This window comes from Pseudochrobactrum asaccharolyticum (assembly GCF_003314995.1).
In the GTDB taxonomy this organism is placed as follows: Bacteria; Pseudomonadota; Alphaproteobacteria; order Rhizobiales; family Rhizobiaceae; genus Pseudochrobactrum; species Pseudochrobactrum asaccharolyticum.
In genome coordinates this window covers 1-1,224 of the sequence record NZ_QNRH01000039.1, presented here as the reverse complement: position 1 = coordinate 1,224, position 1,224 = coordinate 1, and the positions used below count along the sequence as shown (strand labels likewise).

Below are 1,224 nucleotides of genomic sequence, written 5' to 3'. Positions count from 1 at the left end.
GTGACCTGAGCCCCGCAAACTCCTCCAGATTTTGGTAGAGTCCAATCCTTGGTAGGAGATGGACAATGAAACGCTCACGATTTTCAGACGAACAGATAATCGGGATGATTAAAGAGCAGGAAGCGGGAACGCCAACTGCACAAGTGTGCCGCAAATATGGTATTAGCAGCGCCAGTTTTTATAAATATAAAGCCAAATTTGGTGGCCTAGAGGTTTCCGATGCGCGTAGACTGAAAGCATTGGAAGAAGAAAATGCCAAGCTAAAAAAGCTGCTGGCCGAGACGATGCTGGATAATGCTATTTTGAAAGATGTTGCTGCAAAAAAATGGTAACGCCCGATGCCAGGCGAGACGCAGTTGTTCGTGTTTGCCAAGTGTATGCCGTGAGCCAGCGTCGGGCGTGTGCCGTTTTATGTGTTGATCGATCAAGTGTGCGCTATCGTCGTAAGCGGCCTGATGATGCGCATATTCGTGAAGCAATGAAACAAGTGGCCTCCGAACGACGGCGCTTCGGTTATCGGCGTATTCACGTCATGCTGGAACGACAGGGGATCATCATGAACTTGAAGAAGCTGCGTAGATTATATCAGGAAGAGAAACTAACTGTGCGCAAGCGTGGTGGGCGCAAACGAGCTCTGGGAACGCGGAGGCCGATAGCTTTACCATCGCGAGCTAATGAACGATGGAGCCTGGACTTTATCAGTGATGCCTTCACAGATGGTCGTCGGTTCAGGGTTCTTGCGGTCGTTGACGACTTCACGCGGGAGTGTCTGGCTTTGGTTCCCGACACATCCCTGTCAGGCCTGCGGTTGGCACGCGAGCTGGATTACCTGATCAGTCAACTCGGCAAGCCACGAACGATAGTTTCTGACAACGGGACAGAAATGACCAGTCATGCCATTCTCAAGTGGTGTCAGGAGACAGGCATTGAATGGCACTACATCGCGCCGGGCAAACCAATGCAAAACGGGTTTGTCGAAAGCTTCAACGGTAGTTTCCGCGACGAATGCCTGAACGAGACCTTGTTCTCATCGCTCGCTCAGGCACGCACCGAGATCAAAGCTTGGAAGGATGATTATAACAAAAACAGACCGCACTCTTCCCTCGGCAATGCTACGCCGAATGAGTTCGCAATAAAAATGGCTCTAGAAAAACGGGCCGCTTAAGGCCAATAGTATAACCTAAGACTCTCCTGAAAAATGGAGGAGCATTGGGGCCCAGGTCA

At 50.6% G+C, this 1,224-nt stretch carries 1 protein-coding gene; it reads left to right on the top strand.

Annotation, left to right across the window (positions count from 1 at the left end; genetic code table 11):
* Positions 1–65 precede the first annotated feature (65 nt).
* A protein-coding gene (locus tag DFR47_RS21515; protein ID WP_113946546.1) for an IS3 family transposase occupies positions 66–1,165 on the top strand; the annotation gives its coding sequence in 2 pieces (ribosomal slippage) (positions 66–318 and positions 318–1,165; 1,101 coding nt in all).
* Positions 1,166–1,224 lie beyond the last annotated feature (59 nt).